This window comes from Pantoea sp. B_9 (assembly GCF_008632015.1).
In the GTDB taxonomy this organism is placed as follows: Bacteria; Pseudomonadota; Gammaproteobacteria; order Enterobacterales; family Enterobacteriaceae; genus Pantoea; species Pantoea dispersa.
Window position 1 is genome coordinate 140,602 of sequence record NZ_VWVL01000009.1, and the last position, 14,812, is coordinate 155,413.

13 protein-coding genes are annotated in these 14,812 nt (G+C 58.7%); 6 read left to right on the plus strand and 7 right to left on the minus strand.

From position 1 onward, the window contains the following. The first annotated feature begins 129 nt into the window (after positions 1-129). Positions 130-747: a superoxide dismutase [Mn] gene (gene sodA, locus F3I21_RS21530; RefSeq protein ID WP_021506845.1), complete on the plus strand. Its 618-nt coding sequence runs from the start codon at positions 130-132 to the stop codon at positions 745-747. Between the two features lie 177 nt (positions 748-924). Further along, positions 925-1,887 carry a VirK/YbjX family protein gene (locus F3I21_RS21535; RefSeq protein WP_058770773.1) on the plus strand — a complete coding sequence of 321 codons (963 nt, stop codon included), beginning with the start codon at positions 925-927 and terminating at the stop codon, positions 1,885-1,887. Positions 1,888-1,893: 6 nt separating this feature from the next. Here F3I21_RS21535 and F3I21_RS21540 read toward each other — a convergent pair whose 3' ends face one another. From F3I21_RS21540 to priA, 6 genes are all read right to left on the minus strand, one after another. Then, positions 1,894-2,256 (minus strand): YibL family ribosome-associated protein, encoded by a 363-nt coding sequence (locus F3I21_RS21540; RefSeq protein ID WP_021506843.1) that lies wholly within the window; start codon positions 2,254-2,256, stop codon positions 1,894-1,896. A 148-nt stretch (positions 2,257-2,404) separates the two neighbouring features. Further along, positions 2,405-3,739, minus strand: a complete 1,335-nt coding sequence (gene hslU, locus F3I21_RS21545; protein WP_021506842.1) for an HslU--HslV peptidase ATPase subunit — start codon at positions 3,737-3,739, stop codon at positions 2,405-2,407. A gap of 11 nt (positions 3,740-3,750) precedes the next feature. Next, a complete protein-coding gene (hslV, locus tag F3I21_RS21550; RefSeq protein ID WP_125310719.1) occupies positions 3,751-4,281 on the minus strand; it encodes an ATP-dependent protease subunit HslV in 531 nt (176 codons plus the stop codon). A 142-nt stretch (positions 4,282-4,423) separates the two neighbouring features. Next, a complete protein-coding gene (ftsN, locus tag F3I21_RS21555) occupies positions 4,424-5,326 on the minus strand; it encodes a cell division protein FtsN (protein ID WP_071813585.1) in 903 nt (300 codons plus the stop codon). A 152-nt stretch (positions 5,327-5,478) separates the two neighbouring features. Continuing rightward, the gene (gene cytR, locus F3I21_RS21560; RefSeq protein ID WP_021506839.1) at positions 5,479-6,516 is read right to left on the minus strand and encodes a DNA-binding transcriptional regulator CytR; all 1,038 of its coding nucleotides are present in this window, start codon (positions 6,514-6,516) and stop codon (positions 5,479-5,481) included. A gap of 166 nt (positions 6,517-6,682) precedes the next feature. Next, entirely contained in the window at positions 6,683-8,881 is a 2,199-nt protein-coding gene (gene priA / locus F3I21_RS21565) for a primosomal protein N' (protein WP_058770775.1), read from the minus strand. A gap of 276 nt (positions 8,882-9,157) precedes the next feature. Between priA and rpmE the strand changes: the two genes are divergently transcribed. Next, complete coding sequence (gene rpmE / locus F3I21_RS21570; RefSeq protein ID WP_021506837.1) at positions 9,158-9,373, plus strand: 50S ribosomal protein L31; 216 nt, start codon at positions 9,158-9,160, stop codon at positions 9,371-9,373. Positions 9,374-9,450: 77 nt separating this feature from the next. Here the strand turns inward: rpmE and metJ are convergent, their stop codons facing one another. Beyond that, positions 9,451-9,768: a met regulon transcriptional regulator MetJ gene (gene metJ / locus F3I21_RS21575; protein ID WP_007885403.1), complete on the minus strand. Its 318-nt coding sequence runs from the start codon at positions 9,766-9,768 to the stop codon at positions 9,451-9,453. A 279-nt stretch (positions 9,769-10,047) separates the two neighbouring features. Between metJ and metB the strand changes: the two genes are divergently transcribed. The 3 genes from metB (at position 10,048) to metF (ending at position 14,753) form a co-directional block, all read left to right on the plus strand. Continuing rightward, the gene (gene metB, locus F3I21_RS21580; RefSeq protein WP_021506836.1) at positions 10,048-11,208 is read left to right on the plus strand and encodes a cystathionine gamma-synthase; all 1,161 of its coding nucleotides are present in this window, start codon (positions 10,048-10,050) and stop codon (positions 11,206-11,208) included. A gap of 2 nt (positions 11,209-11,210) precedes the next feature. Further along, positions 11,211-13,643, plus strand: coding sequence for a bifunctional aspartate kinase/homoserine dehydrogenase II (locus F3I21_RS21585; protein WP_021506835.1), 2,433 nt, complete (start codon positions 11,211-11,213; stop codon positions 13,641-13,643). A 213-nt stretch (positions 13,644-13,856) separates the two neighbouring features. Continuing rightward, on the plus strand, positions 13,857-14,753 hold the full coding sequence (metF, locus tag F3I21_RS21590) for a methylenetetrahydrofolate reductase (RefSeq protein ID WP_021506834.1): 897 nt from the start codon (positions 13,857-13,859) through the stop codon (positions 14,751-14,753). Positions 14,754-14,812 lie beyond the last annotated feature (59 nt).

Consider the following 14,812-nt stretch of genomic DNA (forward strand, 5'->3'; position numbering starts at 1 on the left):
TCAAATCCTTATCATTACTAAGGCATTGATAACCCTTTTCCGGATCATGATTTTAACTATAATGATCCGACTGCTTATGCGGCACACCAGCAAGGTTGTGCTGCCAAACACTAAATGGAGAGGAAGAACATGAGTTATTCACTGCCATCCCTGCCGTACGCCTACGACGCACTGGAACCGCACTTCGACAAGCAGACGATGGAAATCCATCACACTAAACATCACCAGACCTACGTTAACAACGCCAACGCGGCGCTGGAAGGTACCGAATTCGCAAACCTGCCGGTTGATGAACTGATCACCAAACTGGATCAGCTGCCAGCAGACAAAAAAGGCCCACTGCGTAACAACGCTGGCGGCCACGCTAACCACAGCCTGTTCTGGAAAGGCCTGAAAACCGGCACCACGCTGCAGGGCGACCTGAAAGCGGCAATCGAAAAAGATTTCGGTAGCGTTGAGAAATTCCAGGAAGAGTTCGAGAAAGCGGCCGCGACCCGTTTTGGCTCTGGCTGGGCGTGGCTGGTGAAAAAAGGCGACAAGCTGGCGGTCGTTTCAACCGCTAACCAGGACAACCCGCTGATGGGCGAAGCCATCGCTGGCGTGTCTGGTTTCCCAATCATCGGTCTGGATGTGTGGGAGCACGCTTACTATCTGAAGTATCAGAATAAACGCCCTGACTACATCAAAGCGTTCTGGAACGTGGTGAACTGGGACGAAGCAGCGGCACGTTTCGCCTCGGCAAAATAAGTTCTGGCTTACGCTATGTGAATAACCGGTGCCTGCGTGCACCGGTTTTTTTATCGCCATCCTAAACCGCAGCTCAACAAACTCCACGTCATGACCAGGCTAAAGTGGTTATTAACGCGCCGTTGATAATTTGGGGCATACAGTAGCCTTCAGTTATCTCGCGACGTAAAAATAATCATGTCTATTATTACACATTCTGAGCCGGACTCCGTTTCGTCGGCCGCGCTGTTTATACCTTTAGTCAGTGGAAAGCTGCGGCCAAATAAGCTGTGGAATAGCCAGCAATTTCGCCTGAAATTTGCCTTAAGGTCAGCGGTATTTCCACTGACCACCTTTAATTATCTCCATCAGCTGGCCAAACTCTCTTTTCTGCCGCAGCTGTTAAACAGCCAGGGCTTACTGCCGGCTAAGCCGCATCGTCCCTATTTGCGCGCCGGTTTCAGCGTGGCGCAGCGTGCGCAGGCGATTCTCGATCATTATCAATTGATGGACAGGCTGGCGAATAATCAGCTGCGCCAGTTGCTGCTGAGCCCGAGCGGTAATCTCCTTGCCCGTTTCACCGGCAAAAACGAGGAGCAGTTTGCGCTTTATTGCTGCTCCGGCCATTACGACCGGGAAGGGGAAATTACGCTGCTGCTTAATTATCAGGATATGACGCTGGCCTCGCTGTCATTCTCTATTATTCAGGAACAGCAGCAGCGCACGCTATTAATTGGGGGCTTGCAGGGGCCGCGGAAACATATTTCCAGTGACGTTATTCGCGATGCCACCAAAGCCGCGCACGGCGTATTTCCCAAGCGTCTGCTGATGGAAGCAGTATTTATTCTGGCGGCACAGTGCGGCGTACAGGCCATTACCGCCGTCGGCGATACCACCCATGTTTTCCGCAGCCTGCGCTACCGTCACAGCAAAGGCGATAAATTCTTTGCCAGCTATAGCGAGTTCTGGCTGTCACTGGGCGGTGAAATGCGGGGTGATGAGCTGTTTACGCTGCCGCTGAGCATGGCACGTAAAGATCTGGAAGAGATTGCCAGCAAGAAGCGCGCGGAGTATCGCCGCCGCTATGCCCTGCTGGATACGCTGGCGCAGCAGGTGCTGCAGACTGCCGGGGCAGAACGCGACGTGGTCCACGCCGCGTAACGGCAATCAGAACGGCTGCTTCGCGTAGCCGGTCATCACCTTCAGCCCCATCTCGCGTCCCAGCGCGGTCATCGGGTGTACCACCACCAGGCCGCGCACGCTTTTCTTCAGCGCGCCCATGTTCGCCTGCTCTTTTTTAGTGATTTCACGGCTGAACGGCAGCTTTTTCAGCTGCTGGGCTTCTTTGCTCAGCTTCTCTTCGCGCACGTTGCGCAGACGCTCAATTTCCTGCACCAGCGTCTCTTTCTCTTTCAGCAGCGCGCCAAGCTTTTCGGCATCGCCCGCTTCCAGCAGCTGCGGTTCTTTGCGATTCAGCGCGTCCAGCTGGTCACTGAGACGTTTAATCTCGGCTTTTTCTTGTTCTTTCATTGGGAAAACTCATTAAGGAAAACAGGCAAAGGATACATCAAATCCGCCCGCTTTTGCAGCGCAGCGACAACAGAGGCAACGGGATAATCGGGTGCAGCGGGCGGGCAGGCAAAAAAATACCCAGCGCAAGGCTGGGTATTGACTGGAATTACAGAATGAAGCGGCTGAGATCTTCGTCGGCCACCAGTTCATCCAGATGCTGACCAACGTATTCGGCATCGATGGTGATCGATTCGCCGTGGCGATCGCTGGCGTCGTAGGAGATGTCTTCCATCAGACGCTCCAGCACGGTGTGCAGACGACGTGCACCGATGTTCTCGGTGGTTTCGTTCACCTGCCACGCCGCTTCGGCGATGCGACGAATGCCGTCTTCGGTGAATTCAACGTTAACGCCTTCGGTGCCCATCAGCGCTTTGTACTGTACGGTCACGGACGCGTTCGGCTCGGTCAGGATGCGTTCGAAATCATTGACCGTCAGCGCCTGCAGCTCAACGCGAATCGGCAGACGACCCTGCAGCTCCGGAATCAGATCCGACGGGCTGGCCACCTGGAACGCACCGGAGGCGATAAACAGGATATGGTCGGTTTTGACCATGCCGTGTTTGGTGGACACGGTGCAGCCTTCCACCAGCGGCAGCAGATCGCGCTGTACGCCTTCACGTGACACATCCGGGCCCGACGACTGGCCGCCGCGCTTACAGATTTTGTCGATTTCATCGATGAACACGATACCGTGCTGTTCAACCGCGTCGATGGCATCCTGCTTCAGCTCTTCCGGGTTCACCAGCTTGGCCGCTTCTTCTTCAATCAGCAGCTTCATCGCGTCTTTGATTTTCAGCTTACGCGGTTTCTGCTTCTGGCCGCCGAGGTTCTGGAACATCGACTGCAGCTGGCTGGTCATCTCTTCCATGCCAGGAGGCGCCATGATTTCAACGCCCATCGGTGCAGCAGCCAGATCGATCTCAATCTCTTTGTCATCCAGCTGGCCTTCGCGCAGTTTTTTGCGGAACGACTGGCGCGCAGCGGACGGCTCAGCGCTCTGCTCCGGCTGGCCCCAGTTGTTTTTCGCTGGCGGGATCAGCACATCCAGAATGCGATCTTCTGCCATCTCTTCGGCGCGGTATTTGTTTTTCTCGATCGCCTGGCTGCGCACCATCTTGATGGCGGAGTCCGTCAGATCGCGAATAATCGAATCCACTTCTTTCCCGACATAGCCCACTTCGGTGAATTTGGTGGCTTCAACTTTGATGAACGGCGCATTGGCCAGCTTCGCCAGACGGCGGGCGATTTCGGTTTTACCGACGCCGGTCGGGCCGATCATCAGGATATTTTTTGGGGTCACTTCATGGCGCAGCTCTTCGTCAAGCTGCATGCGGCGCCAGCGGTTACGCAGCGCAATGGCGACCGCTTTTTTGGCGCCGTCCTGGCCGATGATGAAGCGGTTAAGCTCGCTGACAATCTCGCGTGGAGTCATCTCAGACATGGTTTTGGTCCTTACGCCTTAGACGGTAATTCTTCGAAGTTAATGTTGTGGTTGGTGTAGATGCAGATATCACCGGCGATATTCAGCGCTTTGGCTACGATATCGTGCGCACCCATCTCCGTGTTCTCCAGCAGCGCGCGGGCGGCTGCCTGGGCGTAAGGCCCGCCGGAACCGATGGCAATCAGGTCATTTTCCGGCTGAATCACGTCACCGTTACCGCTGATGATCAGCGAGGAGTTCTCATCGGCAACCGCCAGCAGCGCTTCAAGGCGGCGCAGCATCCGGTCAGTACGCCAGTCTTTCGCCAGTTCGACCGCGGCTTTCACCAGATGGCCCTGATGCATCTCCAGTTTGCGTTCGAACAGTTCAAACAGGGTAAAGGCATCTGCGGTGCCGCCAGCAAAGCCCGCGATCACTTTGTCGTTGTAAAGACGACGCACCTTTTTAACATTGCCTTTCATTACGGTATTGCCGAGCGTCGCCTGGCCATCACCGCCGATCACGACCCGGCCGTTGCGTCGTACACTTACTATTGTTGTCACGGGCAGACCCCTTGTTGCAGTGGAAAAAAGACACCGCGCAGCGGGCGCGGCGTATCATGCAACCAGATATGGGGTAATCCTGTGGGGTTTCAACCCCCGGCAATATCTGATGCTGCAAATTGCCGGGGGCGAGCAGGGAGGGTTAAGGCAGGGCGAGCGGGATACAGCTGCTGTGGCCGGAGCTGTGCAGGCGCTTCACGGTGCTGTCTGCGCTGCTGCGGTCTTTAAACGGCCCAATCACCACGCGATTCCAGCCGCCGCCAGTGGTGATGCGGCTTTCGAAACCTTCAAACGCCAGACCGGCGCGTACCGATTCCGCCTGATCGGTGCCTTTAAACGAGCCACACTGCACCATCCAGCGCTGGGTGCTCGCTTTCTCTTCCGTTTTGGCTTTGGCGCTCTCCTGCGGCTTCGCCGGCTCGCGAGTGATCGGCGCGGCCTGTTGCTGCTGCTGGCGTGCCGCCTGCTGCTGCAATTCCTGCTGACGCTGCTGCTGCAACTGTTGCTGGCGCTGCTGCTGCTGTAACTGCTGCTGCTGACGCTGCACCTGCTGTTGTTGCTGTTGTGCCTGCTGCTGACGCTGCAGCGTTTGCTGGCGCTGAGCCGGGGTTTGTTCGTTCCACGGCACTTCATTCAGCTGGGTTGGCTGCTGGCGCATATCGGCCTGCATCTGCTCCAGCAGCTGACGCTGTTCGTCGGTCAGCTGGGTTTGCGACTTGATTTCGCCACCGGCAGACGGCTCGGTGGGCGACGGCACGGTCACCTGACGATTTTCCAGCTCTTTGATGTACTTCCATCGCTCTTCCGGCTTCGGCGGCAGGCCATTACCGTTGGCTTTATGATTCGGAATCACCGGTGTTTCTTCTTTTTTGTGATGCGAGATGAACCATAAACCACCGGCAAAGGTCACCAGCACTGCCACGGCCAGTACTATCATCAGCTTTGAAGTGCCGGAGCCGCCTTTGCTTTTCTTGCTGCGGCCTGCGGGTTTTTTGCGACGCGTCCCTGTTGAACGCCCGCGGCCTACGTAATCTCTCTGTGCCACTTTCGTTCTGATACCCTTCAAAAAATGCCACTGGGCGTGTAAATGGGGTGTTAATTTTGCCCGGCAAGGAATGCGTCATGTTACTCAAGGGCTGGAACTTTGACCAGCACAGTCTGCCTTCAGAATCTGCTGAAAATGCAGGGTTCCCGCATTCATTTTTCGCGTTTTGCTGCCGGTGCGGTACTGCCGCGGACGCGGAGTTCGGCGTCGAGCAGGCGTGAACCGTTATTGACCCGTTTGCCCTGCAGCTCATCCAGCAGCAGCAGCATCGCTTCGCGGCCAATGGCAAAACGCGGCTGTGCCACGGTGGTCAGGGGCGGATCGTAGTATTGCGCCAGCTCGATATCATCGAAGCCGACCACCGACAGATCCTGCGGAATACGCATTCCCAGCTTACGCGCCTGGTTCATCGCGCCCAGCGCCATCAGATCGCTATGGCAGAACAGGGCTTTCGGCGGCTGCGGCAGGCTCATCAGCTGCTTCAGCGCGCTGGCACCGGCTTCAAAGGTAAAGTCGCCGTGCACAATCAGCGTGGGATCGATGGCGATATTGCTGCGGCGCAGCGCCTGGATGTAGCCCTGTAACCGATACTGGCTGAGCGGGATATGTTCCGGTCCGGTGATGCAGGCGATCTGCCGATGGCCCAGCTGTAACAGGTGATTCACCGCTTCAAAGGCCGCGGTCAGGTTATCGATATGCACCGTGGGCAGCGCCATCTCCGGCGCGAACTCGTTGCCCATCACCATGGGCGGCAAATTACGCTGATCTTCAATGCCGGCGTCGAACGGCAGCTGCGAACCCAGCAGTACCATGCCGTCAATCTGGCGCGTCAGCATCAGGTTAAGGAAGGTTTTCTCCTGCTGATCCTGATGCGCGCAGTCACCAATCAGCACCAGATAGCCTTCCTGCGCGGCAGTCACTTCCACGCCGCGGATAATCTCGCTGAAGAAAGGGTCACAGATGTCCGGCACAATCACCAGAATGGTTTGCGTGTCGCCGCGTTTAGCGTTGCGCGCCAGACCGTGCGGCGCATAGCCGACCGCCTGCACCGCCTGTTCCACTTTCTGCCGGGTCGCGGCGGAGACTTTTTCCGGATTCATCAGCGCGCGCGAAACCGTGGCGGTGGAGACGCCAGCCTGCTCGGCCACATCTTTCATGGTGGCTGCCGATGAGGGTTGCTTCTGATCCAACGTTAACTCCTGACGCGGTACAGCGCATAGATATTCACACATAGCCGGCCCAGTGCCGGGACGGGCACTATTGTTAACCCAACGCCGTGTGAGGTTGTTACTTAATTTGCATAAAAATTGTGACTTGTGCGACTTTTTTCGATCTGGCTCGCAGATGTGGCGCGGCTTAACTCTCGGTGGGGTCGATATCCAGCGTCCATTTGACTTTACGCGCGGCGGGCAGGGTGGTGACCAGCGGCAGTGAACTGCTCAGCAACTGCTGCAGCCGCTTGCGCGATGGATGCTGTAGCAGCAGTTGCCAGCGCCAGCGTCCGCTGCGCTTCGGTGCCAGCGCCGGGACCGGCCCCATCAGCCACATCGCCTCATCTTTGAGCGGGCTGGCTTCCAGCAGGTTACGCAGCTGAGTAAGGAACTCCGCCGCCTGCGCATTATCCAGATCTTCAGCGCGAAACAGTGCGTGGCTGGTCCACGGCGGCAGCTGCACTGACTGGCGCTCCAGCAGCGTCTGATCGGCAAACGCAAAATAGCCGCGATGCAGCAGCGTTTGCAGCAGTGGATGCTCCGGATGGTGCGTCTGTAGTAACACTTCGCCCTGCTTACCGGCCCGGCCGGCGCGGCCGGCGACCTGTGTGTAGAGCTGGGCAAAGCGCTCGGCGGCCCGGAAATCCGCAGAAAACAGCGCGCCATCAACATCCAGCAGCGATACCAGCGTCACGTCCGGGAAGTGATGGCCTTTGGCCAGCATCTGCGTGCCGACCAGAATGCGCGCCCCGCCGCGATGCACATCGGCCAGATGCTGTTCCAGCGCGCCTTTGCGGCTGGTGGTATCGCGATCGATGCGCGACACCGGTACGCCAGGAAACAGCGTGCTGAGCTGCTGCTCCAGCTGTTCCGTGCCCACGCCGACCGGCAGCAGATGGGTGGAACCGCAGCCCGGACACTGATGCGGCAGCGGACGCTGGCTGTCGCAGTGGTGGCAGCGCAGCTGACGATGCTGCTGATGCAGCGTGTAATAACTGTCGCAACGCTGGCACTCCGCCAGCCAGCCGCAGTCGTGGCACATCAGCGCTGGCGAAAAGCCGCGGCGATTGAGAAACAGCAGAACCTGATTATCCGCCTGCAGGTGTTGGCGCATCTTGCCCAGCAGCGCCGGCGCGAGGCCGCCTTTCAGCTGCTGCCCCTTTAGATCGATTAGCTGCTGCAGCGCCGGTTTGGCGTTACCGGCACGTTTGGTCAGGTTGAGCTGGCGATATTTGCCGACACGCACGTTGTGCAGCGTCTCCAGCGCCGGTGTCGCCGAGCCCATCACAATCGGCACATCTTCTTCGTGAGCGCGGAATACCGCCAGATCGCGCGCCTGGTAGCGCCAGCCTTCCTGCTGTTTGTAGGAGCTGTCGTGTTCTTCATCAATGATGATCACGCCCGGCCGCGCCAGCGGTGTGAACAGCGCGGATCGTGTGCCGATGACGATGGCGGTCTCGCCGCTGCGCGCGCGCAACCAGACCGCCAGACGCTCGCTGTCATTGAGCGCCGAGTGCAGCACATCAATCGGCGCATCGAAGCGTTCACGAAAGCGGGCAATGGTTTGCGGCGTCAGGCCAATTTCCGGCACCAGCACCAGCGCCTGTTTGCCGCGCGCCAGCACATTCTCCAGCACGCTGAGATAGACCTCGGTTTTACCCGATCCGGTAATGCCTGCCAGCAGCCACGCGGCGTAATGTTCGTCCTCGCTGCGAATGGCGCCCACCGCCATCGCCTGATCGGTATTCAGCCGCAGCCGTTCACCTTTCACCGCGAAACTGGTGCGCCAGTCGTGCTGCTGTGGCGCATGTTCGCGCAGGTCGCACAGGCCTTTGGCACGCAGCGCCTGCAGCGCGGCATCGGTAAAATCCTGCTCGCCGATCTGATGCCGATACAGCGGCCGCTGACGCAACGCCGCCAGCGCCTGCTGCTGTTTCGGCGCGCGCTTCAGGCTTTCCAGCGCCACTTCGCGCCCGGCTTCGTTCACTACCCACTGCCACAGCGGCGCTTCCTGGGCCGGCTTGCCCTGACGCAGCAGCACCGGCAGCGCATGGCTGAGCACTTCGCCGAGCGGAGAGTGATAGTAGCCGGCGGCCCAGTTGAGGATGCGCCACAGCGCGGGTGAGAACAGCGAGCGGTCGTCGAGCAACGCATCAATCTGCTTCAGCTGGGCAAGGGGGAGATCGCTGGTGGCGCGCGTGCTAACCACGATGCCAGTCATTTTCCGGTTGCCGAACGGTACGCTCACGCGCGCGCCGGCCACCGGCTGCGGCGCATCGGCGGGCAACAGGTAGTCAAACAGGCGAGGCAGCGGAACGGGCAGGGCAACCTGAACAACGGGCATGTCGATCTCTATCCGGTTCTGTAAAAAGGAGAAGTAGTGTACACGCTGGCGTCACCCCCGTCATACTTCAGCGCGCGGCGGCGCTGTCTGCAGGCGTTTCCCCGGCATGGCAGAGCACGGCGCATTGCGCGGATTTGATCAATGCGCTCATTTTCTGTATACTATGCCGCCTTTGATGAGATGACTCGTCAGAGATACACCATTTATTAACCGCGTGTGGTGCTGTGCAGGTTCGCCTGGCACGGAGAGCGACACGGCCTTTTATGAGGTTCTCCCATGAAACAAGGTATTCACCCGAAATACGAAGCTGTGACCATCACCTGCTCTTGCGGCAACGTGATCAACACCCGTTCAACCATGACTGGTACCCTGAACCTGGACGTGTGCGGCAAATGCCACCCGTTCTACACCGGTAAGCAGCGTGTTGTTGACTCTGGTGGTCGTGTTGATCGCTTCAACAAGCGTTTCAGCATCCCAGGCAGCAAGAAATAAGATTATTTGCCGGCGAATCTTCACGATTCGGTTGCAAGAAAAAACCCAGCCTCGGCTGGGTTTTTTTATTTCTGGCCTCAGTATTCCCAGCTGTCGGGATCGATGCCCATCTCACGCATAATCTGTTTTGCTTCTTCCGGAATCTCGTCGCTGCGCTCTTTACGCAGATCAACATCATTCGGCAGCGGTTGCCCGGTGAAGGCATGCAAAAAGGCTTCGCACAGCAGTTCGCTGTTGGTGGCGTGACGCAGATTGTTCACCTGACGGCGGGTACGCTCATCCGTTAAAATCTTCAGCACTTTCAGCGGGATAGAAACTGTAATCTTCTTAACCTGCTCGCTCTTCTTACCGTGTTCAGCGTAAGGGCTGATATATTCGCCGTTCCATTCAGCCATGGGTTACCTTAATCAATAAAAAGTTGAATATGGGGAAATCCGTTGATTATGCCCGATTTTTCGATGCCTGACCGCTTAAACTGCCGGTTTTATGCTTACACATCGCGTTTCACAGGAAAGCGCGCTGAACACCAGGCGATGACGCGTAATTTTAGCGGGTATTGCGGCTTTGCTCAATCTATACGCAAAGACATTTAGATGTCCAGATGTATTGACGTCCAGTTGCGGAATGTTATTCTGTTGCCACTTTTTTATTACACTTCAGGAACAGTAAGCACCATGACGCGTAAACAGGCAACCATCGCAGTACGCAGCGGTTTGAATGATGACGAGCAATATGGCTGCGTTGTCCCACCGATTCACCTCTCCAGCACCTATAACTTCCTCGATTTCAACGAGCCGCGCGCGCATGACTATTCACGCCGTGGTAACCCGACGCGCGATGTGGTCCAGCGCGCGCTGGCTGAGCTGGAAGGGGGCGCGGGCGCGGTGCTGACCAACACCGGGATGTCGGCGATTCATCTGGTGACGACGGTGTTCCTGAAGCCAGGCGATCTGCTGGTGGCGCCGCACGACTGCTACGGCGGCAGCTATCGTCTGTTTGACAGCCTGAGCAAGCGCGGCGCTTACCGCGTGAAGTTTGTCGATCAGGGCGATGAAGCGGCGCTGGCGGCGGCGCTGGCGGAAAAACCAAAGCTGGTGCTGGTCGAAAGCCCGAGCAATCCGCTGCTGCGCGTGGTGGATATTGCGGCCATCTGCGCCGCCGCGCGTGCTGCCGGTGCGGTGAGCGTAGTGGACAATACCTTCCTCAGCCCGGCGCTGCAGAACCCGCTGGCGCTGGGTGCCGATCTGGTGATCCACTCCTGCACCAAATATCTCAATGGTCACTCGGACGTGGTGGCCGGTGCGGTCATCGCTAAAGATCCGGCGCTGGTCACGGAACTCGCCTGGTGGGCGAATAACATTGGCGTCACCGGCGCGGCGTTTGACAGCTACCTGCTGCTGCGCGGCCTGCGCACGCTGGCACCGCGCATGGCGGCGGCGCAGCGTAACGCCCTGGCGATTGTTGATTACCTGAAGCAACAACCGCTGGTGAAAAAGCTGTATCATCCGTCTCTGCCAGAGAATGCCGGACACCAGTTTGCCGCCCGTCAGCAGCGCGGTTTTGGCGCCATGCTCAGTTTTGAACTCGACGCCGATGAGGCGCGGCTGCGCCGCTTCCTGAAAGCGCTGCAGCTGTTCACGCTGGCGGAGTCGCTGGGCGGCGTGGAAAGTCTGATTTCGCACACCGCCACCATGACGCACGCCGGCATGTCGGCGGACGCGCGTGCCGCAGCGGGCATTTCCGACTCGCTGCTGCGTATTTCTGTCGGAATTGAAGATCACGAAGATTTAATCGCCGACCTGGATAATGCATTCAGGATCGCAGCCGAGGGGTAACCATGACGATTTCAGCAGGCGCGGGAACGCCGATCAAGCAGTTGCATAAATTTGGTGGCAGTAGCCTGGCCGACGCGCGCTGTTATCAGCGCGTCGCCGGTATCATGGCCGATTACAGCCAGCCGGGCGACTTAATGGTGGTCTCAGCCGCAGGCAGCACCACTAACCAGCTGATCAGCTGGCTCAAGCTGAGCCAGAGCGATCGCTTATCGGCCCATCAGGTGCAACAGGCGTTACGCCGTTTTCACAGCGAACTGATCGCTGCACTGCTGCCTGCTGAATATGCAGAAACCCTGACCGCAGCCTTCATCCGCGATCTTGAACGCCTGGCGGCGCTGCTCGACGGCGCCATCACCGATGCGGTGTACGCCGAAGTGGTTGGCCACGGCGAAATCTGGTCGGCGCGCCTGATGGCGGCGGTGCTCAGCCAGCGCGATATCGAAGCGGCGTGGCTGGACGCACGCGACTTCCTGCGTGCCGAACGTGCGGCACAGCCGCAGGTAGATGAAGGCAAATCCTGGCCGCTGCTGCAGGCGCTGCTGGCGCAGCATCCGCATAAGCGTCTGGTGGTGACGGGTTTTATCAGCCGCAGCGAAGCGGGCGAAACCGTACTGCTCGGCCGTAACGGCTCTGACTACTCGGCAACGCAGATTGGCGCGCTGGCGGGCGTGAACCGCGTCACCATCTGGAGCGACGTGGCTGGCGTTTACAGCGCGGACCCGCGCAAGGTCTCCGATGCCTGCCTGCTGCCGCTGCTGCGGCTGGATGAGGCCAGCGAGCTGGCGCGTCTGGCGGCGCCGGTGCTGCACACGCGTACGCTGCAGCCGGTCTCCAACAGCGACATCGATTTACAGCTGCGCTGCAGCTATCAGCCGGAGCAGGGCTCAACGCGCATTGAGCGCGTGCTGGCGTCCGGCACCGGCGCGCGCATTGTCACCAGTCACGACGATGTCTGCCTGGTTGAGATTCAGATTCCCGATAGCCACGATTTTGCCACCCAGCAGAAAGAGATCGATCTGCTGCTGAAGCGCGCGCAGCTGCGTCCGCTGGCGATGGGTATCCATCCGGATCGTCGCCTGCTGCAGCTGTGTTACACCTCGGAAGTGGTCAACAGCGCTTTTAACCTGCTGCAGGACGCGGCGCTGCCCGGTCATCTGCAGCTGCGTGACGGTCTGGCGCTGGTGGCGCTGGTCGGCGCTGGCGTGACGCGTAATCCGCTGCACAGCCATCGCTTCTGGCAGCAGATCAAAGACCAGCCGGTCGAATTCGTCTGGCAGTCAGAAGATCACATCAGCCTGGTGGCGGTGCTGCGCGTCGGCCCGACCCAGCATCTGATTCAGGGACTGCACCAGTCGTTGTTCCGCGCCGAGAAGCGCATCGGCCTGATCCTGTTTGGCAAAGGCAATATCGGTTCACGCTGGCTGGAGCTGTTCGCGCGCGAGCAGGAGACGCTGTCGGCGCGTACCGGGTTTGAATTTGTGCTGGCGGGCGTGGCGGACAGTAGCCGCAGCCTGCTGAGCTATGACGGTCTCGACGCCAGCCGGGCGCTGGCCTTCTTTGATGATGAAGCCGAAGCGCGCGACGAAGAGTCGCTGTTCCTGTGGATGCGCGCGCACCCGTTTGACGATCTGGTGGTGCTCGACGTCACCGCCAGTGATTCGCTGGCGCAGCAGTATCACGATTTTGCCAGCCACGGCTTCCACGTCATCAGCGCCAATAAAGTGGCCGGCGCTGCCAGCGGCCAGAGCTGGCGTCAGGTACGCGATGCCTTCGCCAAAACCGGTCGCCACTGGCTGTATAACGCGACCGTGGGTGCCGGATTGCCGGTCAATCACACGGTGCGCGACCTGCGCGAAAGCGGCGACAGCATTCTGGCGATCAGCGGTATCTTCTCCGGCACGCTGTCGTGGCTGTTCCTGCAGTTTGACGGCACGGTGCCGTTCAGCGAGCTGGTCGATCAGGCGTGGCAGCAGGGCTTAACCGAGCCCGATCCGCGCGTTGATCTCTCCGGTCAGGACGTGATGCGCAAACTGGTGATTCTGGCGCGCGAAGCCGGTTACGACATCGAACCGGATCAGGTGCGGGTTGAATCGCTGGTGCCGTCACAGTGCGAAGGCGAATCCATCGACCACTTCTTTGAAAACGCTGACGAGCTGAACGAGCAGATGCTGCAGCGCTTCGAAGCCGCACAGGAGATGGGTCTGGTGCTGCGCTACGTGGCGCGTTTCGATGCCAACGGTAAAGCGCGCGTCGGCGTGGAAGCGGTGCGTCCGGAGCATCCGCTGGCGGCGCTGCTGCCGTGCGATAACGTGTTTGCCATTGAAAGCCGCTGGTATCGCGACAATCCGCTGGTGATCCGCGGGCCGGGCGCCGGCCGGGATGTCACCGCCGGTGCGCTCCAGTCTGATATCAATCGTCTCGCCCAACTGCTGTAAACCTGCTGCGCAGACGGCGTCCGCTGTCTGCGTTTTCCCTCTGCTTCCCCGTCAGGTGAATCCCTTTCACTTGGGTTGAATATTTGTCACGCCCGGCAAGCAATTTTATGTTGACGCTAAGCTGAAGATCGTTCATTTTGTGCATCTGGACGTCTAAACGTATGGATGTTCGCGGTTCGCAAATTAATCGATATGTGATGATGAGGTAACAGGATGAGTTTCTTTCATGCCAATCAGCGCGAAGCGCTGAACCAGAGCCTGGCTGAGCTGAACGGGCAAATTAATGTCTCTTTTGAGTTTTTCCCGCCCCGCACCAGCGAAATGGAAGCAACTCTGTGGAACTCCATCGACCGCCTGAGCAGCCTGAAACCCAAATTCGTCTCGGTCACTTACGGAGCCAACTCCGGCGAGCGCGACCGCACTCACAGCATCATCAAAGGCATTAAAGAGCGCACCGGACTGGAAGCGGCACCGCATCTCACCTGTATTGATGCGACGCGCGATGAACTGCGCGCCATTGCGCGAGACTACTGGAATAACGGCATTCGCCATATCGTGGCGCTGCGCGGCGATTTACCACCGGGCGGCGGCAAACCAGACATGTACGGCAGCGATCTGGTGTCGCTGCTGAAAGAGGTCGGTGATTTTGATATCTCGGTAGCGGCCTATCCCGAAGTGCATCCGGAAGCGAAGAGTGCGCAGGCGGATCTGATCAACCTGAAGCGAAAAATTGATGCCGGTGCCAGTCGCGCGATTACCCAGTTTTTCTTCGACGTGGAGAGCTATCTGCGCTTTCGCGATCGCTGCGTGGCCACCGGTATCGACGTGGAGATCGTGCCGGGCATTCTGCCGGTCTCCAACTTTAAACAGCTGCAGCGTTTCGCCACCATGACCAACGTGCGCGTACCGGGCTGGATGAACGCCATGTTTGATGGGCTGGATGATGATGCGGAGACGCGCAAAATGGTCGGTGCCAACATCGCCATGGACATGGTGAAAATCCTGTCGCGCGAAGGGGTGAAGGACTTTCACTTCTACACGCTGAACCGCGCCGAGATGAGCTACGCCATCTGCCACACGCTGGGTGTTCGCCCGACGCTGGCGGCATAAGCGTGAAAGGATAAAAAAGAGAAGGGGGCCTCAGGGCCCCCTTCTTGCTGTGATGCGCT